We start from the raw sequence: 21,660 nt of genomic DNA on the forward strand, positions 1-21,660 counted from the left end.
TATTATTTGTGCTATCTAAAATATTTTGGTCCAGCTGATCTTTTACTCATTCTTCAAAGTAAGTCTATTGGTAAATAAATAATTAATTTATTTCATATTATGAGTTTATTTAACATTTTGATTTTTAAAGATAAAAATTTAAATTGAATAAGATTTAATAGTATCGTAATGTTATTTAATTGAACTTTACTGTGTTAACCCCATATACATAATCATTACCTTTCTAGCAGTTAACTAAAACGAGATGTAGCATGACAGATGAGCGAGTTGATCGCATTGAAATGCCAGTATTGGCATTGCGTGATGTGGTGGTGTATCCCCACATGGTTATTCCATTATTCGTTGGCAGGGAAAAATCTATTCGTTGTTTAGAAGCAGCAATGGACAAAGATAAGCAGATTTTCTTGGTTGCCCAAAAAGACGCTGGTGTAGATGAACCAGAAACCGATGATGTGTATCAAGTAGGTACCATTGCCACTATTTTACAACTTCTAAAACTACCTGATGGCACTGTGAAAGTGTTGGTTGAAGGTAACGTTAGAGGTCAAATTCAAACCTTTTTACAAACTGATGAATTCTTTGTAGCAGAAGTTGTGCGTAAAGAAGATGAAGATGTTGCAGAAAACGAGCAGGAAGTATTGATACGCTCTGCAATTTCGCAGTTCGAAGGTTACGTTAAACTGAATAAAAAGATCCCGCCAGAGGTGCTGACCTCCTTGAGCGGCATTGAAGAAGCGGCACGCTTGGCTGATACAATGGCAGCGCACATGCCGCTGAAATTGTCTGAAAAGCAGAAAGTACTCGAAATGGAAGGCGTTAATGAACGTTTAGAGTATTTAATGGCTCTCATGGAAAATGAAATTGATTTGCTTCAGGTAGAGAAAAAAATCCGTACTCGGGTTAAGAAGCAAATGGAAAAGAGTCAACGAGAGTACTACCTAAACGAGCAAATGAAGGCAATTCAAAAAGAGTTGGGTGAGCTTGATGAGACACCTGATGAATTTGAGGCTTTAGCCAAGAAAATCGAAGATGCCAAAATGCCTCAAGAGGCAAAGGATAAGGCTACCGCAGAACTACGCAAGCTTAAAATGATGTCACCTATGTCAGCTGAAGCTACCGTGGTGAGAAGTTATATTGACTGGCTCGCGAATGTGCCTTGGCATAAACGTAGTGCAGTGAAAAAAGATTTAGCTAAAGCCGATGATATTCTTGATTCCGATCATTATGGTTTGGAAAAAGTGAAGGAAAGAATTCTTGAGTATTTAGCGGTTCAACAGCGCGTGAAAAAACTCAAAGGACCCATTTTGTGTTTGGTGGGACCGCCTGGTGTGGGGAAAACCTCGCTTGGGCAGTCAATTGCTAAAGCTACTGGCCGTAAGTACGTAAGAATGGCTCTTGGCGGTGTGCGCGATGAAGCTGAAATTCGAGGTCATAGACGCACCTATATTGGCTCAATGCCAGGCAAGCTAATTCAAAAAATGGCGAAAGTAGGGGTTAAAAACCCGCTATTTTTACTTGATGAAATTGACAAAATGTCTTCGGACATGCGAGGTGATCCGTCTTCAGCCTTACTTGAAGTACTCGATCCCGAGCAAAACGGAGCCTTCAGTGACCACTACTTGGAAGTGGATTACGATTTGTCCGATGTCATGTTCGTTGCCACTTCGAATAGTATGAACATTCCAGGTCCATTATTAGACCGTATGGAAGTGATTCGTTTATCTGGCTACACCGAAGATGAAAAGCTAAACATTGCTACCCGTCACCTTGTTGAAAAGCAAATGTCTCGAAACGGACTTAAAAAAGGTGAGTTGGTAATCGAAGACTCTGCCATCATAGGTATTATTCGTTATTACACGCGGGAAGCGGGTGTACGTAGTTTAGAGCGAGAAATTTCTAAAATTTGCCGCAAAGCGGTGAAAAATATCTTACTCGACAAATCCTTGAAACAAGTCGTTGCGAATCAAGAAAACCTAAAAGATTTCTTGGGTGTTCAACGTTTTGATTATGGTAAAGCTGAAGGAAGTAATCAGATAGGTCAAGTTACCGGTTTGGCGTGGACTTCGGTCGGCGGCGACTTGCTTACAATAGAAACGACCTCTGTTCCTGGTAAAGGCAAAACAACCTTTACTGGATCTTTAGGTGACGTAATGCTCGAATCAATTAAAACGGCAATGACTGTGGTTCGTAGTCGAGCTGAAAAATTACGCATTAACGAAGACTTTCATGAAAAACGTGATATCCATGTGCACGTTCCAGAAGGCGCTACACCAAAAGATGGCCCTAGTGCGGGTATTGCCATGTGTACGGCGTTAGTTTCTTCGCTAACGGGTAATCCGGTGAAAGCAGAAGTGGCAATGACAGGTGAAATTACACTTCGTGGAGAAGTACTCGCCATTGGTGGTTTGAAAGAAAAATTACTTGCTGCCCACCGTGGTGGAATTAAAACCGTGGTCATTCCAAAAGATAATGAACGTGACCTTGAAGAAATCCCTGATAATGTAAAACAAGACTTAGATATCCATGCAGTTCAATGGATTGATGAAGTTTTGAACTTAGCATTACAGGAAAACCCAGAGGGTTTTAGCACTGAAAAAGTGCAATCGAAGAAAAAATAGCCAATAACGGCTATTTTTTTTATATTTTTTGAATTTTAGGGCTTCACTAAGTTAAAAGATATGGTAGCCTTTAGCACAGATTCGTCAGAAGCCTTATCACAAAAGGGATTGAGACGATTCATTAAGTGTAAATAAATTGTAAATCAATGCTTGAAATTAAAAATTAAGCTTGCTATAACGTGACCGTACTAAAAAAATTTACGGAACAATAAATAAAAACAAATGAAGGGGATCTATTGTGAACAAGTCTCAACTAATCGATAGTATTGCTGCTGGTGCAGATATTTCTAAAGCAGCTGCTGGTCGTGCTCTTGATTCATTTACCGATGCAGTTACTGCAGCTCTTAAAGACGGCGATCAAGTAGCGCTAGTTGGCTTTGGTACATTCTCAGTTCGTGAGCGCGCAGCTCGAAGTGGTCGTAACCCGCAAACTGGTCAAACTATCCAGATTGCTGCAGCGAAAGTACCTTCTTTCAAAGCAGGTAAAGCTCTTAAAGATTCTTGTAACTAAGAATTTTAGTCTTTTGAAAAAGGGCGATGAGTGATCATCGCCCTTTTTGTATGTGTAATATCGCAATTCTGAAACGTGCAAAGTCGAGTATTTTAATAGAGATAGATAAGATAAATAGGCTGAAGATCCAGATTATTTACAAGGGATCATTATAAACAGCTATTGAATCTCCTTTACTTGGGTATATCACTGGTGATCAAACCAATTTTCACGTTATAATCCTGCCGCTTTATTACCGTTTTAAAAACCTTAATACGGTTGAGTTCATTAGTCCGTCGGAGATAAAAGACGCATATGTTGGAAAAAATCAGAGAAGGATCCCAAGGCACTTGGGCTGTTGTGATCCTAGGTTTAGTTATTTTAAGTTTCGTCTTTGCGGGCGTGGGTGGTTATGTATCTTCATCAAGTAATGCGGCTGCATCAGTGAATGGAAGTGAAATTTCCCAAACCACATTCGATAGAGCGTATCAAAATGAACGCGCACGAATGGAAGCGCAGTATGGAGAAAGCTTTAGCATACTTGCTGCTGATAGTGGTTATTTGAGCCAGTTTCGAAAAAACGTTCTCGATAGACTGATTGCCGATAAATTGATGGAACAAGCAGCCGAAGAGATTGGTTTGCGCGTAAGTGAAGAGCAAGTTCGTAAAAGTATCGTGAATATGCCTGAGTTTCAGGTAGGTCAATCATTCGATAATGAGCGTTTTAAAGCAACCTTGCGTCAAGTTGGTTTTCAGCCTAGTACATTTAAAGACTACTTACGTAGCGAAATGACGCGCCAACAATTCGTTAGTGCGATGCTAGGCAGTGAATTTAGTTTGCCGTCTGAAGCATCAAGAATTCTTGCCTTGCAATTGCAGACCCGTGATATTCAATATTTTACCGTGCCATCAAAGGGTTTTTCAGATTCAGTAGAAATTAACGATGAAGAAATAGAAATTTTTTATCAGCAAAATATTGCGGCATTCGATACCCAAGAAAAAGTGAGTCTAGAATATATTGAACTCAATGCAGATGACTTGATGGCGGGAATTGAAGTTACAGATGAAGAAGTAGAAGAGCTATACAATCGTTCTTCTAATGATTTTCAATCAGAAGAACAGAGAAGACTTTCTCTCATCCTTATCGAGTTTGGCGAAGATGAAGATGCAGCAAGAGCTAAAGCAGAAACTACGTTAACACGTCTACGTGGTGGTGAAGATTTTGCTAAAGTGGCAGCTGAAGTGTCTGATGATGCGTTTTCTGCGGAAAATGGCGGCGACCTTGATTATATCGCTCGCGGTGATATGGATGAAGAGTTTGAAGAGGCTGCGTTTAATTTAGCAAATGTGGGTGATATCACCGACATAGTAGAATCAGACTTCGGTTTACAAATCATTAAGCTTACTGATATCAAAGATCAGCAAGTCACTCCTTTTACTGAGGTGAAAGAGACATTGACTGAGCAAGTAAAACGCGAAAAAGCGATTGAGGAATTTTTTATACTGCAAAATACAGCAGCCGAATTAGCGTTTGAGATGCCAAATGATTTAATAGAAGTTGCAGACGCCCTAGACACTGAAGTGAAAACTACTCCACTGTTTACGCAAAGTGCGCCTCCAGCAGAAGTATCAAGTCCACTGGTTGTTAGTCAAGCGTTCTCCGATGAGCTAATAAGTGATCGAGTCAATAGTGAAGTGATTTCAATTGGTGAAAATAACGTCATGATTATTCGTGTTAAAGAGCACGAACCTGAGCGCACTAAGTCATTGGAAGAAGTTAAATCAGAAATTGTTGTTCAGCTGACTGCTCAAAAAGCACAGGAAGCGGCTAAAGCATGGGCAGAGTCAGTGTTAGCAGAGTTAGAGAATGGCTCTGACATCACGGATAAACTAACTGAAAAGAATACTGGCTGGGAATTGCAAGGTGATATTACTCGGTTTGGCAGCGAAGTACCTGGCGATATTGTAAACAAAGTATTTCAATTGTCTCCTAACCCTGAGCAAAATAGAGCGGTGGTTGTACAAGCCAATGGTGACATTAGCGTTGTTCAACTAAACCATGTTAACAGCTCACACGTATTGCCAGCTGAACAAGTATCTGCAATGCAAAGACAATTGGGACAAATGCAGTCACAAATAGAGATTACCAACCTCATTGAAGCGTTGAAAGTGGATGCCGACATTGAAGTGTATATTCAATAAATTACAGTCTCTAAAGTAAGTTTCAAGAAGGCTAGTCTCGTACTGGCCTTTTTATTAATTTAAATTCATGGTCTTCTGGCTTTTAAAGATCGAGTTGGAGCCTATTATAGATAATTGCTACTTGCTGTCTTAAGCTAGCCTCATCGCCATTATCGTAAAAAGTTGCAAGTTATCTTTACGCCAGTTTTTAATTAACTTGTAAATTCAACAATCAGCCAATACTCAGAGTTTGATGTTTTCTCTACAGGCTCAATTAAGGTTAGTTTTTTGCCTTTGCTGATCTTGTCGCTCGGATACTTGAAATAAAAAGTCGCCTCTGCCTCTAACTTTGTACTATCAATAGTGATTTTACCCAACCAGCCATTCGGTATATTCGAGCAACTGAAAAAGCTCGTATTAGGTTTCGTCAGTTCTTCAATGGTGCAGCTAAACTTGCCTTTTTCTGGGTAAATTTTTAACGTATCAAGCTTTTTGAATTGAGTATCTGAGCAGGGTTGCTCTATGTCGTCTACGGAAGAGACACAATATATATCCCCAGCTAGGCCATGAAATTTGGTTCCTAACACCTTCAACTGCAATGGCGGGCTAAAGATAATTTGCTCTTGATTAAAAACGGAAATCGCAGGTGAGTCGATTATTCCCTCATTCCCTGGGTTTAGACTATGAGATAAATGAGCATCTCCGGCTGTCAGTGCAACTAATCGGCCTCTACTATAGGAAGCGTATTGTTGCTCTATGGGAGAAAACGTAGTTTGTTTAGCTTGATTACTTATGTATGCAATGCTTGTATCACTGCTTTTCCAACTACCATGGAGGGTCAATTCAATATCTAAAAACGGTGTTAGTTTTAACCAATCTGGGGAGTCTTTTAGGATCATTTCTTGAAGCGTTTCCATGTCCTCTTCCTTTAGCCTTTCCATATAAATACTTTGTAATTGGAGTTGGCTTGCTGACGGCGCAACTATCACATCGGTATCTAGTGTAGATAAAGGTAGCTCCTTGCCTAAAATATGTGCTTTCAGTAAGTTGCTAACCTGCTTTTGATATTGCACATTGAACGTTTTTGTCATTTGCGTCTTAGGGAATGAGAGTGTTTGCAGGGCCTGTAAATCTGGCAGTAATTCAAACTCACCATTTACCCGCTGAAATCGGCATACCTCGTCATATTGATCATCCAACTTGTTTGCCTTGATGTATTTGCCGTCGTCCTTGCGTTGGAAATGGGTATGAGGAGAATCAGACTCTTTTCGATAGTAATTCTGAGCTTTCATCATTTCCTCAGTATCGTGGTGGTCTCGGCAACAGGTAGAGCACAAGGGCGACTGTTCTGGTTCAGCGGTACCAGTAAGCTTATTGATCCATTTACCTGTCAATATTGCTAGCTGATTTCCATTTAGGGTTATCTGAGCCGGTGTTTTGGCGTTGCTTTCTACTGATAATCTACAGCGACATTGTGTAAAGGCGAATTCCCTTTGTTGTTGTACAATTGCGAGTTTAGGATCTTCGTTGTAAGTTAGCTGAAAAGAACTCAGTTGGGTGACTTGGGTTTTACTATCGTATTTCATAGGAGAACTGGTTTGCAGGGTGTTCTTATTCAGTTCATGCAAAATCGGCTGGTGATGAGGGGCTAACATGAGTTGGGTGTTAGGGGTCAGCTGTATATCTGAAATCTTATTAAAAGCGTGAAAACTTCTATGGGCGGGAATGGGAGCAATAAAACTACTTAACTCGTATTTCTTTGCTTCACCTTCTGCGTTTATCCAACTAACCTGCACTTTTGCTTCTTTCCTCGGGGGCAAATCTGGCAAAGGTAAGGGTAACCCTTCAAACTCCTTAGTAACCCATTTATCAGCTTTTCCATCGTCATCTGAGTCAACGAAATATTGTTCGCTGACCTCCCAATGCAGGTTAAATGTATGGGTATTTTCAGTGTGAGTATTTTTGACTATTTCAATCTCACCGGGATCAGAAGCACCGCCTTGGTCATCGGCGATAGATTGAAAGTTTAGTTTATCTTCGGACGTTCTGTTTTGTTCGAAATGTCGTAGTTCTATCATTTTTTGTTTTGCTACTTGGACAGCGATAGCGTGGAGATCAGTAGCTTGTTTATGGCTCATTACGTGGTTTTGCATTGTGGCAAAACCGGTTACTCCCACAACCAGTATTAAAGAGGCGATCATCACTTCTATAAGTGAGAACCCATGGCTAATGGTAAGGTCTTTCTGGTGTCGGTAAGGCATCAGAAATTCCGCCAGCTATTGGGCACTCGAGCAACTCGCCAATTCCCAGGGTTTTGAAGAAAATTGTTTATGATTTCTGTATCATATTTGATTGTCAGTGGCAGTTTGTGAAATGCAACCGACTCACTAGCAATTAGGGCTCCTTCAATGGCAGCAGGCCCATTGACATTGATTTTGGCGGCTATAATAGAGTCAAATGGCATCAACATAATCACTAAACCGGTGATCTTTGAGTTCTCAGAAAAGGTCAAACTCCCTTCATCAATGACTAACATCACAGGGTTTGCTGTTGTGCCGACGGAGGTGTCTTTTGTGAGCTCGCAATTGCCTTTTACCCACACTAAGCCATGACTTATATGGTTGAGGCTTTCACAGTGGGAAATGACACTATCGGCGTCGTCTAATAGCTGCGCTCTGTTTTTCTCTGGTAGGTTGGTTAGGTAAGCAAATATGTCATTAGGGAAAGCATCGGGGTTATCAATAATGTCGGCACTTTTATTCGCTTTTCCACTCAAGGGGGATAATTCACAATAGTCATTTACGTACTCATACAATTGACAGGTCAATAGCCCTAAGGTAGTGGTGTCAACCGTGTTACCTGTCCATAGAGACAATGGTAAGCTTTCGCCTGCGCCGTTAGGGTTAGCCACCAAGGTTAATGTGTTGTCGATAGCCAAAGACTTTCTAACAATAAGGGGGGCTTTAGGTAGCGCGCGAAGTAAGGGATAGGAAATGACAAGTTGGGTTAGATTTACACTTGCTAATTTATCTTCCGATGTGCCCGTGGAATTAATTTCAATAACGCGCATGTGCCCATTAAATCGCTTGGTTTGCGTGCTTTGCGTGTCAATTGTATATTCTCCCTGGCCTTCTATGTTTATGGTTTGAGTCGTTATTTTTTCTTGAGGTTGTCTGCTAATTTGCGATAGCAATTGGAAGTTGCCTATTGCAGCCATATTTTGTGCGGTGACTTTATTTTGTGTATTCAAGCTAATTCTGTTCTTTACCATGCTGACTCTCGCTGTATAAACTAAGACCATTGAGCTGAGCAGAAGCAATAATGTTACTGTGGTTAACACTATCGCTCCTAATTGATGGTTAGGGGAGGAGTTACACATCGTATTGACTCTGGAGAAATACATCTCGAACAATCTGTTGGCTTATGCTGCTATGCTTTTTCACTGAAGCGGAGAGATGTATTCGAATAGCCATGCTTGATTGAGAGCTAAAAATAATAGTAAATTCTAAATCTTCCACCTTAGTTACACTTGTGTCGGTAAGGTCTTGCCAGCCACCTGCTGTACAATTGGCACCATCTTGTCGCATTTCTACGGCATTATTATGCAGCCTGAATCCGTAATCCTCGCTACTTCCTTCAACATTGATAACACCATTCTTGTCTTTATCGTATGCATATAAAATGCAGCTATGACTGTTTTCTTTCGGATGTTTGTCTATCACAACAGGGTAATAAAATTGACTTAGGTAAATATCTGGGTCTTCTATTGCCTTGCTAATATCGGCATTAAAGCCTGCTCGTTGTAAATCTGCTGCGATCAGATCAGCAACGGTATTAAGCTCTTCATTCAAGCGCATTAACATTAGATATTTACTGTTTATTGCGGCGCTATTACCGACAAATCCAGCTAGGCTTGCCACTGCAGATAAGCCAATAGTCATAGCAATGAGTAATTCAACTAGTGAGAAACCAAAGGATTTTGGACCTGAACTTAACATGGCTGGAATGCGCCAAGTTGCCCAGATTGCATGCAAATTCTCACCCGCCCCAAGTTGCTAATGATTAGCTTGGCAGCTTCACTACCGTTGCTAAACAAACCAGAGCCAGCATTACCAATAGCGGTGCCTCGCACGCCATCAAATGTAATGGCTTGATCTTTTCCCATGGTGACATTTGAGAATGAGATATTGGGAAAGTCTTCAGCTGATACACGATATTCAATTTCATCCACACTACACATTGATTTCGATTGGCAATCACAAGGGCCGGCATCACTGAGTGCTATGCACCAGTTATCCCCTTTTTTAAACTGAACTGTTATTTTTTTGTTTTTCGTTATCGCCGTTGATTTGGCTTGCTGCAACAAAAAGTAACTGGTTTGCAATGAACCCTTTAATTGCTGATGCCGCAGGGTTTGCATGATTGACGGGGCGCCAATTGCGCTAAGTAAGGCAATAATGGAAAGCACAACCATGACTTCCAAAATCGTGAACCCTTGAGAATAACTTGTTTGATGTCTTTGTTTGTATTTTTGCACTTTCAATACCCTTTGAAATTTTCCATGTGCTTTACTGATATTGAGTATATGAAAATTTAAAAAAGAGGGAGTACAGTTTTATGAGCAAGGGAGTTAGCTTAATTGAATTAATGGTCACCTTGGCAATGATTGCCATTCTGGTGGCGCTATCGGGTAATGTGTTTAGCGGCAATATTTTAAAGTCCCGCAGGCAACAGGCGCAGAATGAGCTAGTTGAAAACACCCTTATGCAGGGACAGTTTCGGCTAACCCACGGTCGTTATGCCAATGCTGAGGAATTGGGTTTAAAAAACTCTGAACACTACATTTTCAGTACAAAAAACAAAGGTGGGATAACCTTTACCTTAACCGCAAAGGCACAAAATAATCAGAAAAAAGACTCAGCTTGTAGCACCTTGACCATTAATCAATCCATGCAGCGTGAGCCTAAGGCATGCTGGTAAACTGCACAGGTAAGGGCAGAGTAAATACCAGCATATTATAAAAACAAGCGTTGTTAGGTAAGCCCTACTGTCATAAGAGCCACATTAACACTAGGTATGTAAGGGCAATTCCTAATGAAATGACGAGAATTTTAATAAATCCCTTTTTACCATCATCCAAGCTGTAACCATGGGTTTTTAGATAAACTATCCAGATTAGAAATAGTGCAATAGGTATTAAAAATAAGAAGCGAAGCAACGTTTTTCTCCTAGCATCAGCGTAGATTTACTCAGGATATAAGTAATATGCTTAGCAGCAACGATATAGCGATTCAGTTGCAATAGTCAATGGTGAATCGCTAATATCCGTAGCTAAGGTGCTAGATGGTTTATTAGAAGTTGCTGCTATCGGGTTTTCTGATCCTTGATTGTTAGTGCTTGCTTAGCTTGCTTTTTTGATATCTTGCTGTAAATAACGCTTTTGTTTTTTAGATTTCATTTTCGAAATGTCTCCTAATGCTAATCCATCAATGCAATCGTTGAAATCAGGGTCGATATTAAAATCTAAAAATTGTAGCCCGTTATCGTCGTAGGTCTCAGAATATTGTTTATACAGGGTTGGCACCAGCATGCCCATATTCGCCAAAAGGTGTTTTAGGGTAGTGAAATCTTGTTTGTAGTTATCACCGGTAAATGGTGAGCTGAATTGTTCGCTCATTTCAAAGGGGAGCTTCGAACTCGCTAAGTTGGCTTGTGCGGGAAAGTACAACTGATAAAACTGCACAATTACACTTTTAGCAGCACTTGGATATGAATTGCTTAAACTCACAGGGCCGAATAGATACCGGTATTGCGGATTTTTCTGAATAAAAGCGCCAATTCCATACCATAGATAATCTAAGCTACGTCTACCCCAATAGCGAGGTTGCACAAAGCTGCGACCTAATTCCAAACCTTGTTCGAAATAAGGTTGCATGCTGTCGTTATAATTAAATAGCGTACTTGAATACAGACCGTCTACACCGTATTTCTCGATAATTCTTTTTGCGTCACCTATGCGATAAGCACCAGCAATTTCTAAATCATCGCTATCCCACAAGATAAGTTGTAAGTAGTGGTTGTCAAATCTGTCAATATCTCTGCGGCGATTACTACCTTCTCCTACCGCACGAAAAGCAACTTCTCTTAGGCGTCCTATTTCACGCATTATGGGCGACGATTTTTTGTACTGATATAAATATATCAGCTTGCCATCACCCGTTTCACCCAACAATTCGCATTCTGATTTGATGGCTTTGGATAATGTTTTACGATCCTCCGGCATGGCAATGGCCGTTTGTGTTTTATACACGCCACGTTTACCCGATGCGATTTTATATAAGTGTTTTTTAAACAATTTGACATGTTGAGTGCGCGACAAAGTGTTGTGATTGTACGACTCAACGGGCACGATTTCACCGATTCTAATGGGCAGGTGTTTACGCTTTTGTTTAAACATTTCTTTTACTAGTAACGCAGTGGCCAGTGGTTTATACAACATTGATACCCCGTAGAATAGAGGCGAATTTTTAGCATCAATAAAAGTTGGAAGGATAGGTGAATTGGTAGATCGGGCAATTTTTAGAAAACCAGAATTCCAACGAGTATCCCTTACCCCTTGCGGACGCAGGCGTGATACTTCTCCCGCTGGAAAAATTAACACTGCACCTTCTTCTTTTAGGTGTTGATGTATATTTTGCAGGTGTTCTTTGGGGGTGCCGCCTTGCATATTATTAACCGGTAACAACATGTCTTGTAGGGGATCTAAAGTCATTAGCATCTGATTGGCGACGACTTTTACATCTTGCCTAATTTCACATAATAGCTTTAACAATGCTAATGCATCTAACGAACCTATGGGATGGTTGGCAATCACCACAACCCTTCCGGAACTTGGGATACGTTCTTTTTCAATATCTCTAACTGAGTAACTGATATTAAAATATTCTAAAACTTGTTCTATAAAATCTATGCCCTGGATATTTGGATAGGTTTGTCCAAATTCCAACATTTCTTTTTCATGAAGTAAGTGTCTTAAAGCGAATTGCAGGGGTTTCGAAAGCCAAGGGTTGTTTTCTGCTTGTGGGTAATGTTTTTTAATGACTTCTTCAACAGTGAACATATTCAAACCTTAATATATCTGCATTTTTGCGGATGTTACGTTGGAAATATGACAATTTAACGCCACATTTCTTGCAAATTTGTGACGTTAAATTTTCTGTGGAAGGAATTAGGCAGCTTGTGAATCTTTGGATTTATCACTAGATTTAATCGGTATTACGTTGGCGCTTTCAGCTAATTTCGTCCAATACACTAATTCTAAGTGACCCTCTTCATTTTCAGTGAGGGCAGAACAGTTTTCAATCCAATCACCATCGTTGAAATAAGTAACCTGCCGTTTTGAACATATTTCTGGGTGATGAATATGGCCGCAGATGACGCCATCTAGTCCCCGACTTTTGGCTCGGTTACAACAGGCTTGTTTATATCGATCTATGGCTAAATTTGCCCCTTTAATATGCTTCTTAATATGCCCTGCGAGAGACCAATAAGGTTTTCCACGCAGAGTTTGGATGCGATTGAACCATCGATTTATAAATAACAACAAGTCATATGCTTTGTCGCCAATCCAGGCGTGAAATGGACCAAAACATACTTCTTCATCGAACTGGTCACCATGCAATACCAGCAGTTTCTTGTCATCTTGGGTGACATGTATGGTCTCACGTAGGACTTTGATATGACCAAACTCCATACCGTTGTACTTTTGTAATGGTTGGTCATGGTTTCCAGGTAGGTATATGACATTGGTTTCTGTCCGCGACAACTGCCAAATTTTGTGTAACACCTGGTTGTGGCTGTCTGGCCATCGAAATTGCTTGCTCATCGCCCACATATCAATAATGTCTCCCACCAAATAAATAGTTTCGAATTGGTGGTTACTTAGGAAGTCGAGTAAATATTCTGCTTTGCAGTCTTTGCAACCTAAATGGATATCTGACAACCAAACTGTTTTGTATTGTTTTTTCATGGGCGCACCATAAACGTGAAGTAAAAACCAGCCAAAATAAGTTTCTTGCAGTTATTTCAACTAACAAGAAATTTAAGTTTGTTTATGGGGTTTGAAAGTTAACCCAAGGGATTGACAGAATAGTGACGTTTATTTGAATAAATGATGACAGATTGAGCAATATTGAGGTAAGTGATAGTTACAATTTGATAAGTATAGCTATATGAGTGCAGCACAATGAGTAGAAAAACAGGCATAAAAAAAGCGCCATAAGCGCTTTTTCTAATGTATTACTTAAAACGCGTAATTATAGAGCTTTGATCTGTGAAGCAAGGCGGCTCTTATGACGAGCAGCTTTGTTTTTGTGGATCAAACCTTTGGTTGCCATACGGTCAAGCAAAGGAGTAGCTGTAGTGTAAGCAGCTGTAGCAGCTTCTTTATCACCAGCAGCAATGGCAGCGATTACTTTCTTAAGGTAAGTACGAACCATTGAACGACGGCTAGCATTATGCTGGCGACGTTTCTCAGCTTGGATTGCGCGTTTCTTAGCAGACTTAATGTTAGCCAATTTGAAACTCCCGAAAAAAATCTAGTCAAAATTCAAGGGCGCAGATTGTGCCTATTTGCTAAGGCTTTGTCAAACAGTTTTGACGGAATAATCGATATTTACAACAAGTAAGCTAATTTCCCGAGGATTAAAGGCTGAGTGTAGACTCAGTTCACCTTTATCACGCATAATATCATCACCCATTTTAGATTACCCCCTGAGTTTTTACCGGATACGGTGTAAAGGAATCACTCTTGTCAAAAAAACTGCTTAAATCCGGTGTTATTGTCTCGTTCATGACCTTTTTATCTCGGATACTTGGTCTAATTCGCGATGTTGTGGTTGCCAACATGCTTGGTGCAGGCGCAGCAGCAGACGTGTTTCTTGTTGCCAATAAAATCCCTAACTTTTTACGTAGGCTGTTTGCCGAAGGGGCCTTTGCGCAAGCATTTATTCCTGTGTTGTCGGAAGTAAAGGGTGAGGGGGATGAGGCACACTTAAGACTATTTATTGCAAAAGTGTCAGGTACTTTGGGTGTAATAGTTACTATAGTGACGATTTTAGGGGTACTAGGTTCGCCCGTTGTTGCCGCGATTTTTGGCGCAGGTTGGTTTGTAGATTATATCAACGATGGTCCTCATGGGGATAAATTCGAACCCTTTGCGTTGATGTTAAAAATCACCTTTCCTTACTTATTCTTTGTTTCTTTAACGGGCTTATCCGGGGCTATTTTAAATACCCTTAATAAATTTGCCGTTGCTGCGTTTACACCGGTTTTACTCAATGTTGCCATTATCAGTTGTGCCTTATATCTATCTCCTTACTTTGACAACCCTGAGTTTGCTTTAGCATGGGGAGTGTTCATCGGTGGATTGATGCAACTTATGTTTCAAATTCCATTTTTGTATCGAGCTGGTGTATTAGTTAAACCTCAATGGGCTTGGTCGGATCCTAAAGTTCGCAAAGTAAGAATGTTGATGATTCCCGCTTTGTTTGGCGTCTCGGTTAGCCAAATTAATTTACTTATCGATACAATGATCGCCACCACTTTAATGACCGGTTCGGTGAGTTGGTTATATTACTCTGACCGATTGTTAGAGTTTCCTCTAGGACTTTTTGGTATTGCTATCGCAACCGTCATTTTGCCCACCTTGTCCAAGCAATATGTGAGTAAAGACCGACAATCGTTTAGCAATAGTATGGAGTGGGGAATCAAAGTCGTATGTCTACTGGGCGCACCGGCCGCAGCGGGCTTGTTCGTATTAGCTGAACCTATGTTGTTGACCATTTTTTACGGAGGAGCTTTTACATCCGAAGATGCAACTATGGCTTCTTACAGTCTAATGGCTTATTCAACGGGATTGTTGAGCTTTATGTTGGTAAAAGTATTGGCACCTGGTTTCTACTCTCGTCAAGATTTGAAAACGCCAGTACGCTTCGGCATCTATTGTATGGTAGCCAATATATTTTTTAATATTGCCTTGGCTATCCCCTATGGCTATGTTGGGCTAGCGATTGCAACGGCAATGTCGGCAACGATGAATGCAACCTTATTATACGTGCAGTTACACCGTTTAGGGGTGTTTCAAATTACCGCCAATACCTTAGTATTTTTGCTTAAAGTTCTAATCGGTTGCGTAGTCATGGTGTTAGTCATAAAGCATTTCAATTCTGATATCGCTGTTTGGCGAAGCATGGATACTTTATCCAAAGCACTCGAGTTAGCTAAGTTAATATTATCCGGATTCTTTTCATTTGTGGTGACGTTACTTTTGGTGGGTGTCAGAGTGAGTAGTTTTGTTGGTACTCACAAAGTTCGATAGAACCATTAAGCGACACAATTGTGAGATTTCATACCACTAAATTTGCGGATTTTTGTGAGTTTTATCGACTAATACTTACTTTTGCTAGTATATAACACCTATAGGCTTTCTTTACGTGCACAGTTCGTTATAATTCCCGCCTTTGAACGAAGTGAAAATTTAGTTTTTTGAATTGAGGAAAGCAGTGGAATTGATCCGAGGTTTACACAACATCCGCGAGAAGCACAAAGGATGCGTGTTAACAATAGGCAAATTTGATGGTGTCCATTTAGGCCACCAAGCAGTTTTGCGAAATTTGGTTCTTCAGGCCAAAACGCTTGGGCTACCATCCACTGTCATGGTATTCGAGCCTCAGCCAGAGGAAGTCTTTAGCCCTGAAGATGCGCCTGCTCGGCTTAGTAGATTGCGAGACAAGTTCGAACAACTTAGGTTGATCGGTGTGGATCGTTTGTTATGTATTAAGTTTGACCGCGAGTTTGCAAGTCAGAGCGCAAATTACTTTATTAAACATCTCCTCATTGAAAAACTAGGTATTAAGTTTCTCGTAGTGGGTGATGATTTTCGTTTTGGTCAAGGACGGCAGGGTGATTTCGAGTTGTTACAACAGAACGCCGACGAATACGGTTATAAAGTCGTCAGTACACGAAGTTTTTTACGCAAAGATTGTCGCATTAGCTCAACTGAAATACGCACTGCTTTAGTCAATGGAGATATTGCAGAAGCTGAAGCGATGTTAGGTCGACCTTTTGCTATTGCTGGAAAAGTGGTGCATGGCGCAAAACGTGGACGAACCATAGGTTTTCCCACTGCAAACGTTTTATTGAAGCGATGTCAAACACCTATCCAAGGTGTTTTTGCTGTGAAAGTAAGGTTTGCTGGTGGCTATTTTAATGGTGTCGCTAATGTCGGCACGCGTCCAACGGTCAACGGCGAGCGTTCTCAACTTGAAGTGCATATGTTTGACTTTAATAAGCAAATTTATGGACAACTGATTCAAGTGGAGTTTATTAAAAAATTAAGAGACGAAATTAAGTTCGAGTCATTCGAACTACTGAAAAAACAAATAGAGTTTGATGCACAGATAGCTCGCGAGCTTTTGTGCGCTGATTAAAATAGATTTAAGAATTGGATTTTAGCCTTAATGAGCGATTATAAACATACGTTGAATTTACCCGAAACCGAATTTCCCATGCGCGGAAACTTGGCGAACCGGGAACCGCAAATGCTGAAGCAGTGGACTCAGAAAAAACTTTATCACGCTATTCGCGATGCTAAAAAAGGTAAAACACCTTTTGTTTTGCACGATGGCCCTCCCTATGCGAATGGGGATATTCATATAGGTCATGCGGTTAATAAAATTCTTAAAGATATTATTGTTAAATCTAAAACTTTATCTGATTTTGATGCGCCATATGTACCAGGGTGGGATTGTCATGGACTGCCTATTGAACTTCAGGTAGAGAAAAAAGTTGGCAAACCTGGTAAAAAAGTTACTGCAGCGCAGTTTAGACAAAAATGCCGTGAATACGCTGAGCGTCAAATTGCTGGACAAAAAAGTGATTTTATCCGTTTAGGTGTCTTAGGTGAATGGGATAAACCTTATAAAACCATGGATTTCACCTCTGAAGCCGAGATTATTCGTGCTTTAGGCGGGATAGTTCGTTCGGGACATTTGGAAAAAGGCTTTAAACCGGTTCACTGGTGTACGGATTGTGGTTCAGCATTAGCTGAAGCTGAAGTTGAGTACCAAGATAAGCAATCACCATCTATAGATGTGCGCTTTAGTGCAAAAGATCAATCAGCTATTGCGGAAGCCTTCAAGCATCCTGAAAATCATGTGGGAGAAGGGCCAGTATCTGTGGTTATCTGGACCACAACGCCTTGGACCTTACCCGCGAACCGTGCGGTATGTGTGAGCCCACAACTTGAATATACGTTAGTGCAAGTTGAGGGGGATAACCCAGAAAGGTTAGTGATCGCCTCTGACTTGGTTAGCGCTTGCATGGATCGATTTGGTTTTGAACATTATCACGCACTTGGCTACTGCCATGGTGACGCATTAGAAAATCAACAAATTTGGCATCCTTTCTACGACTTCACCGTTCCTGTAATTTTAGGTGACCACGTCACTACCGAGTCAGGTACAGGTTGTGTCCATACTGCGCCGGGGCACGGTGTTGACGATTTTAATGTGGGTGCTAAGTACGGCCTAGAAGTCGCCAACCCGGTCGGTGCAAATGGTGTGTATTTACCGGGTACTGAGTTGTTCGAAGGTGAGCATGTTTTAAAATCCAGTTCGCACATTGTTGACGTGTTGGTTGAGCGCAAAGCCCTTGTTCATCACCATGCTTATACTCATAGTTATCCCCATTGCTGGCGTCATAAAACACCTATCATTTTCCGTGCTACTCCCCAGTGGTTTATTAGCATGGACAAAAATGGTTTACGCCAACAGTCGTTAGATGAAATTGCTAAGACCCAATGGATCCCTGAGTGGGGACAAAACAGAATAGAAAGTATGGTGGAAGGTCGTCCTGATTGGTGTATTTCTCGCCAACGTACTTGGGGCGTGCCTATTGCTTTATTTGTGCATAAAGATACCGGTGATTTACATCCAAATACCGACGAACTATTGGAAAAAGTCGCTAAATTAGTCGAACAAAGTGGTATTCAGGCGTGGTGGGATATAGACACACAAGCATTTTTGGGGGATGACGCAAGTGAATTTGTAAAAGTTCCAGATACCCTAGATGTGTGGTTTGACTCCGGGGTCACTCACCATTTTGTGGTGGATAGTCGTGATGATATTCCCGCTTCTGCCGACTTATATCTTGAAGGTTCAGATCAACACCGTGGATGGTTTATGTCATCATTGATGACCAGTGTGGCCGAAAAGGGGCATGCGCCGTATAAGCAAGTATTAACCCATGGCTTCACCGTAGACGGTGAAGGCAAAAAGATGTCAAAGTCTATTGGTAATACCGTTGCTCCTCAAGAAGTGATCAACAAATTAGGTGCCGATATTTTGCGTCTGTGGGTAGCATCTACTGATTATCGAAGTGAAATAGCCGTTTCGGACGAGATACTGAAACGCTCTGCTGATTCTTATCGCCGTATCCGTAATACCGCCAGATTCCTCTTAGCGAATCTAAACGGCTTTAATCCAGAAACCGACTTGGTGCCTTTCGAAGAGTTAGTTGAACTGGATAAATGGGCTGTAGGACGTGCTGCAGAAATTCAAAAGGACATTATTCAAGCTTACGAAAAATATGATTTATTGGTCGTTAGTCAGAAAATGATGCAGTTTTGCTCCATTGAGCTAGGTAGTTTTTATCTTGATATCATTAAAGATCGCCAGTACACAGCTAAGGCTGACGGTCACGCTAGACGTTCTTGTCAAACAGCCTTATATCGGATTGTTGAAGCCCTAGTGCGCTGGATGGCACCTATTACCAGTTTTACTGCACAAGAACTTTGGCAGCAAATGCCAGGCAAACGTGATGAGTTTGTGTTTACAGGTACTTGGTATGATGAATTACCGAAGCAATCTACCTCTGGTAAATTCGATAATGAATTTTGGTTGCAAGTACTTGCTGTTAAAGAACAAGTTAACCGAGCGTTGGAGCAACAACGTAAAGATGGAAAATTAGGTGCCTCTCTGGAAGCTCAGGTAACCCTGTATGCCAGCAAAGAGTTAGCCGATAAACTGTTACAGTTACAAGACGAATTGCGCTTTGTCTTGATAACCTCTACTGCGAAAGTTGTCGAAGTGAGCACTAAGCCGGACGACGCCATTAGTACGGACATTCCTGAACTTTGGTTAGACATTGTCAAGTCTGGGGATGCTAAATGTGTGCGCTGTTGGCATCATCGTGAAGATGTAGGCAGTGATGAGAATCATCCTGAATTGTGCCATCGCTGCATAGACAATGTCGAAGGTTCCGGTGAGTCGAGGCAATATGCTTAATTCAATCTCGCAAACCGGTTTACGCTTTTTATGGCTTGCTGTGTTGACTGTGGTGTTAGATCAGTGGAGCAAACATGCCGTGCTGGCAGGCATGGAGTTATATCAATCAATTCAAATTACATCTTTTTTTAATTTGACCCATACTCGCAACTACGGTGCCGCATTTAGTTTCTTAAATGACGCGAGTGGATGGCAACGATGGATGTTCACGGCTATTGCGCTAGCAGTTAGTGTGGTGATTTTACGATGGCTAAAAGGCGCTAAAAAACCACAAGTTATGTTGCCTGTGGCTTTTTGTCTAATTTTAGGCGGCGCAATTGGCAACGTTTATGATCGTATTGTGTATGGTTACGTCATCGACTTTTTACACCTTTATTATCAACAATATGAGTGGCCGGTATTTAATGTCGCGGATAGTGCCATCTGTTTAGGTGCGTTCTTATTGATTATTGATATGTTTAAAAATAAAGAAAAAGATGGAGAAACAGATAATGCTGGAAATTAATCAATCCAGTGAGGTGTTAATGCACTTTGATCTTAAATTATCTGACGGCTCAGCTGCAGATAGTACTAGAGTGAATAATAAACCCGCTAAATTGCAAATGGGGGATGGTAGTTTAACCGCGAATTTTGAATCTTGTCTATTGGGTTTGAAAGAAGGTGATAAGAAAGCATTTACCTTACAAGCAGACGAAGCCTTTGGTATGCCTAATCCTGATAATATTCATCATATGGATAAGTCCCGATTTTCTGCAGAGACTCCCATTGAAGTCGGCGCTATAATTGCTTTTAGTCAGCCTGATGGCAGTGAAATTCCAGGGATTATTCGAGATGTGGCTGGAGATTCTGTCACCGTCGATTTTAATCACCCCTTGGCCGGTCAAACAGTCATTTTTGATGTGGAGATCCTTAGCGTAAGCTAAGTGAGTAATTTATGCAGATTCATTTAGCCAATCCAAGAGGTTTCTGTGCCGGTGTTGACCGCGCTATTACGATTGTTGAAAGAGCGCTGGAAATGTTTGCTCCGCCAATTTATGTGCGTCATGAGGTGGTTCATAACAAATTTGTGGTTGACGGTTTAAAACAACGAGGTGCGAAATTCGTTGATGAGCTAAGTGAAGTTCCTGATGATAGTATCGTAATATTTTCTGCCCATGGTGTGTCACAAGCAGTGCGTAATGAAGCTGATAGCCGTGGCTTGAAGGTGTTTGACGCTACTTGTCCGTTAGTGACCAAGGTACACATGGAAGTAATGCGTGCGAGTAAAAAGGGAACGGAATGCATTTTAATCGGTCACCAAGGACATCCTGAAGTAGAAGGTACTATGGGGCAGTATAATAACGACGCTGGTGGCATTTATCTGGTGGAGTCAGTGGACGATGTTGCCAATGTGCCGGTAAAAAATCCGCAAAAATTATATTATTGCAGCCAAACTACACTGTCAGTTGATGATACCGCGGATGTTATCGATGCCCTACGCGAAAAGTTTCCAGCCATTGAAGGTCCCCGTAAGGATGATATTTGTTATGCCACGCAAAATCGTCAAGATGCGGTGAGAGAGCTTTCAGCTGACTGTGACGTTTTACTCGTTGTGGGAGCGCAAAATAGTTCCAACTCAAACCGTCTTCGCGAGTTAGCGGAAAAAATTGGCGCCCAAGCCCATTTAATCGACAGCGCAGAGTGTATTCAAAAAGAATGGCTCAATGGCGCAAAAAATATTGGCGTAACCGCAGGAGCATCAGCACCAGAGGTTTTGGTTAAAGAAGTTATTGATAAGCTATTGAGTTGGGGGGCAAGCAAAGCACACGAGCGTCCAGGTCGAGAAGAAAATATCGAGTTTGCTGTGCCTAAAGAGCTCAGAGTGCGTCAATTATAATAGCTGTACATATCACCCGCTGTCTCTGATTTGGCGGGTGATTTGTCTTTTTCTATTCATCATCGTTAGTCTTTAAGTATGGGAATGCATAATAAAACAAGTATCGACCTTGCTTTACTTGCTAGCACCTTTAACGCAACCCCCTGTTTT

17 protein-coding genes are annotated in these 21,660 nt (G+C 41.1%); 10 read left to right on the top strand and 7 right to left on the bottom strand.

The window, feature by feature from the left end; all coding sequences use genetic code 11:
- The first annotated feature begins 251 nt into the window (after positions 1 to 251).
- The 3 genes from lon (at position 252) to ACYVIL_RS12170 (ending at position 5,310) form a co-directional block, all read left to right on the top strand.
- Positions 252 to 2,618 carry an endopeptidase La gene (gene lon, locus ACYVIL_RS12160; RefSeq protein ID WP_303474421.1) on the top strand — a complete coding sequence of 789 codons (2,367 nt, stop codon included), beginning with the start codon at positions 252 to 254 and terminating at the stop codon, positions 2,616 to 2,618.
- Between the two features lie 238 nt (positions 2,619 to 2,856).
- Complete coding sequence (gene hupB / locus ACYVIL_RS12165) at positions 2,857 to 3,129, top strand: nucleoid-associated protein HU-beta (RefSeq protein ID WP_303474420.1); 273 nt, start codon at positions 2,857 to 2,859, stop codon at positions 3,127 to 3,129.
- Positions 3,130 to 3,423: 294 nt separating this feature from the next.
- Entirely contained in the window at positions 3,424 to 5,310 is a 1,887-nt protein-coding gene (locus ACYVIL_RS12170) for a SurA N-terminal domain-containing protein (RefSeq protein ID WP_460312599.1), read from the top strand.
- 191 nt (positions 5,311 to 5,501) lie between these two features.
- On the opposite strand, the gene ACYVIL_RS12175 is transcribed toward ACYVIL_RS12170, so the two are convergent.
- The 4 genes from ACYVIL_RS12175 to ACYVIL_RS12190 form a co-directional block, all read right to left on the bottom strand.
- Positions 5,502 to 7,550: a type IV pilus modification PilV family protein gene (locus tag ACYVIL_RS12175; protein WP_460312600.1), complete on the bottom strand. Its 2,049-nt coding sequence runs from the start codon at positions 7,548 to 7,550 to the stop codon at positions 5,502 to 5,504.
- Positions 7,550 to 8,560, bottom strand: a complete 1,011-nt coding sequence (locus tag ACYVIL_RS12180; protein WP_460312601.1) for a hypothetical protein — start codon at positions 8,558 to 8,560, stop codon at positions 7,550 to 7,552. The genes ACYVIL_RS12175 and ACYVIL_RS12180 overlap by 1 nt, the downstream gene beginning before the upstream one ends.
- A gap of 100 nt (positions 8,561 to 8,660) precedes the next feature.
- Positions 8,661 to 9,323, bottom strand: a complete 663-nt coding sequence (locus ACYVIL_RS12185) for a prepilin-type N-terminal cleavage/methylation domain-containing protein (protein ID WP_460312602.1) — start codon at positions 9,321 to 9,323, stop codon at positions 8,661 to 8,663.
- Positions 9,281 to 9,826, bottom strand: coding sequence for a GspH/FimT family pseudopilin (locus ACYVIL_RS12190; RefSeq protein WP_460312603.1), 546 nt, complete (start codon positions 9,824 to 9,826; stop codon positions 9,281 to 9,283). Before ACYVIL_RS12190 ends, ACYVIL_RS12185 begins: the two co-directional genes overlap by 43 nt.
- An 80-nt stretch (positions 9,827 to 9,906) precedes the next feature.
- Here ACYVIL_RS12190 and ACYVIL_RS12195 point away from each other — a divergent pair, with 80 nt between their 5' ends.
- On the top strand, positions 9,907 to 10,269 hold the full coding sequence (locus tag ACYVIL_RS12195) for a type IV pilin protein (protein WP_303474414.1): 363 nt from the start codon (positions 9,907 to 9,909) through the stop codon (positions 10,267 to 10,269).
- A 421-nt stretch (positions 10,270 to 10,690) separates the two neighbouring features.
- Here ACYVIL_RS12195 and olsF read toward each other — a convergent pair whose 3' ends face one another.
- The 3 genes from olsF to rpsT all read right to left on the bottom strand — a co-directional run bounded on the left by olsF (position 10,691) and on the right by rpsT (position 13,865).
- Positions 10,691 to 12,409 carry a bifunctional ornithine lipid synthase OlsF gene (gene olsF / locus ACYVIL_RS12200; RefSeq protein ID WP_303474413.1) on the bottom strand — a complete coding sequence of 573 codons (1,719 nt, stop codon included), beginning with the start codon at positions 12,407 to 12,409 and terminating at the stop codon, positions 10,691 to 10,693.
- Between the two features lie 108 nt (positions 12,410 to 12,517).
- Positions 12,518 to 13,318, bottom strand: a complete 801-nt coding sequence (locus ACYVIL_RS12205; RefSeq protein WP_460312604.1) for a UDP-2,3-diacylglucosamine diphosphatase — start codon at positions 13,316 to 13,318, stop codon at positions 12,518 to 12,520.
- Between the two features lie 286 nt (positions 13,319 to 13,604).
- On the bottom strand, positions 13,605 to 13,865 hold the full coding sequence (rpsT, locus tag ACYVIL_RS12210; protein ID WP_303474411.1) for a 30S ribosomal protein S20: 261 nt from the start codon (positions 13,863 to 13,865) through the stop codon (positions 13,605 to 13,607).
- 233 nt (positions 13,866 to 14,098) lie between these two features.
- Here rpsT and murJ point away from each other — a divergent pair, with 233 nt between their 5' ends.
- The 6 genes from murJ to ispH all read left to right on the top strand — a co-directional run bounded on the left by murJ (position 14,099) and on the right by ispH (position 21,510).
- The gene (murJ, locus tag ACYVIL_RS12215; RefSeq protein WP_303474410.1) at positions 14,099 to 15,667 is read left to right on the top strand and encodes a murein biosynthesis integral membrane protein MurJ; all 1,569 of its coding nucleotides are present in this window, start codon (positions 14,099 to 14,101) and stop codon (positions 15,665 to 15,667) included.
- 184 nt (positions 15,668 to 15,851) lie between these two features.
- A complete protein-coding gene (ribF, locus tag ACYVIL_RS12220; RefSeq protein ID WP_303474409.1) occupies positions 15,852 to 16,778 on the top strand; it encodes a bifunctional riboflavin kinase/FAD synthetase in 927 nt (308 codons plus the stop codon).
- Positions 16,779 to 16,808: 30 nt separating this feature from the next.
- A complete protein-coding gene (gene ileS / locus ACYVIL_RS12225; protein WP_460312605.1) occupies positions 16,809 to 19,634 on the top strand; it encodes an isoleucine--tRNA ligase in 2,826 nt (941 codons plus the stop codon).
- Positions 19,627 to 20,139, top strand: a complete 513-nt coding sequence (lspA, locus tag ACYVIL_RS12230) for a signal peptidase II (RefSeq protein WP_303474407.1) — start codon at positions 19,627 to 19,629, stop codon at positions 20,137 to 20,139. The genes ileS and lspA overlap by 8 nt, the downstream gene beginning before the upstream one ends.
- Positions 20,126 to 20,557 carry an FKBP-type peptidyl-prolyl cis-trans isomerase gene (gene fkpB, locus ACYVIL_RS12235; protein WP_216049974.1) on the top strand — a complete coding sequence of 144 codons (432 nt, stop codon included), beginning with the start codon at positions 20,126 to 20,128 and terminating at the stop codon, positions 20,555 to 20,557. Before lspA ends, fkpB begins: the two co-directional genes overlap by 14 nt.
- An 11-nt stretch (positions 20,558 to 20,568) precedes the next feature.
- Positions 20,569 to 21,510 (top strand): 4-hydroxy-3-methylbut-2-enyl diphosphate reductase, encoded by a 942-nt coding sequence (ispH, locus tag ACYVIL_RS12240; protein ID WP_303474406.1) that lies wholly within the window; start codon positions 20,569 to 20,571, stop codon positions 21,508 to 21,510.
- Positions 21,511 to 21,660 lie beyond the last annotated feature (150 nt).

Source organism: Aliiglaciecola aliphaticivorans, from assembly GCF_054782055.1.

Bases quoted from the DNA above. Each gene is read 5' to 3' on its own strand.
- fkpB (WP_216049974.1), top strand. From the start codon at position 20,126: ATGCTGGAAATTAATCAATCCAGTGAGGTGTTAATGCACTTTGATCTT.
- lspA (WP_303474407.1), top strand. From the start codon at position 19,627: ATGCTTAATTCAATCTCGCAAACCGGTTTACGCTTTTTATGGCTTGCT.
- ACYVIL_RS12205 (WP_460312604.1), bottom strand. From the start codon at position 13,318: ATGAAAAAACAATACAAAACAGTTTGGTTGTCAGATATCCATTTAGGT.
- ACYVIL_RS12195 (WP_303474414.1), top strand. From the start codon at position 9,907: ATGAGCAAGGGAGTTAGCTTAATTGAATTAATGGTCACCTTGGCAATG.
- lon (WP_303474421.1), top strand. From the start codon at position 252: ATGACAGATGAGCGAGTTGATCGCATTGAAATGCCAGTATTGGCATTG.
- ACYVIL_RS12180 (WP_460312601.1), bottom strand. From the start codon at position 8,560: ATGGTAAAGAACAGAATTAGCTTGAATACACAAAATAAAGTCACCGCA.
- ileS (WP_460312605.1), top strand. From the start codon at position 16,809: ATGAGCGATTATAAACATACGTTGAATTTACCCGAAACCGAATTTCCC.
- olsF (WP_303474413.1), bottom strand. From the start codon at position 12,409: ATGTTCACTGTTGAAGAAGTCATTAAAAAACATTACCCACAAGCAGAA.
- ispH (WP_303474406.1), top strand. From the start codon at position 20,569: ATGCAGATTCATTTAGCCAATCCAAGAGGTTTCTGTGCCGGTGTTGAC.
- ACYVIL_RS12175 (WP_460312600.1), bottom strand. From the start codon at position 7,550: ATGCCTTACCGACACCAGAAAGACCTTACCATTAGCCATGGGTTCTCA.
- ACYVIL_RS12170 (WP_460312599.1), top strand. From the start codon at position 3,424: ATGTTGGAAAAAATCAGAGAAGGATCCCAAGGCACTTGGGCTGTTGTG.